This is a genomic window from Pseudomonas sp. BP01, from assembly GCF_022760795.1.
Classification (GTDB): domain Bacteria; phylum Pseudomonadota; class Gammaproteobacteria; order Pseudomonadales; family Pseudomonadaceae; genus Aquipseudomonas; species Aquipseudomonas putida_Q.
Genome location: NZ_JAFBKA010000124.1, coordinates 1 through 285 on the forward strand (window position 1 = coordinate 1; position 285 = coordinate 285).

The window sequence follows — 285 nt, forward strand, 5'->3', positions numbered from 1 at the left end:
CCCGTGCTTACGCCGCGCTGTTCGACACGCCCATGTTCAAGGTGGCCGAGCAGTACGACTACGACGGTGATCACCGGGAGTCTGGCGTAGCGTATGCCAAGACCATGGCGCTGTGCCTGGGTGGCGGCATTACCGAGGCGATTGTGCCGGGAGCGGCTCCTGCGGCCGGCACCAGCGAAACCCTCTGGCTGAAATGGCTAGAGGATCCAGACAGCCCACCCTACCGCGCATTGCTGATGCGCGACCATACGTTGTTGGCTGGCCTGCTTCCCAGCTTTTCTGCTG

Annotated in this window: 1 protein-coding gene; it reads left to right on the forward strand. The window is 63.2% G+C overall.

From position 1 onward, the window contains the following. Positions 1–285: hypothetical protein (locus JOY50_RS28765; protein WP_243056202.1), on the forward strand; the 285-nt coding region annotated here is incomplete at both ends.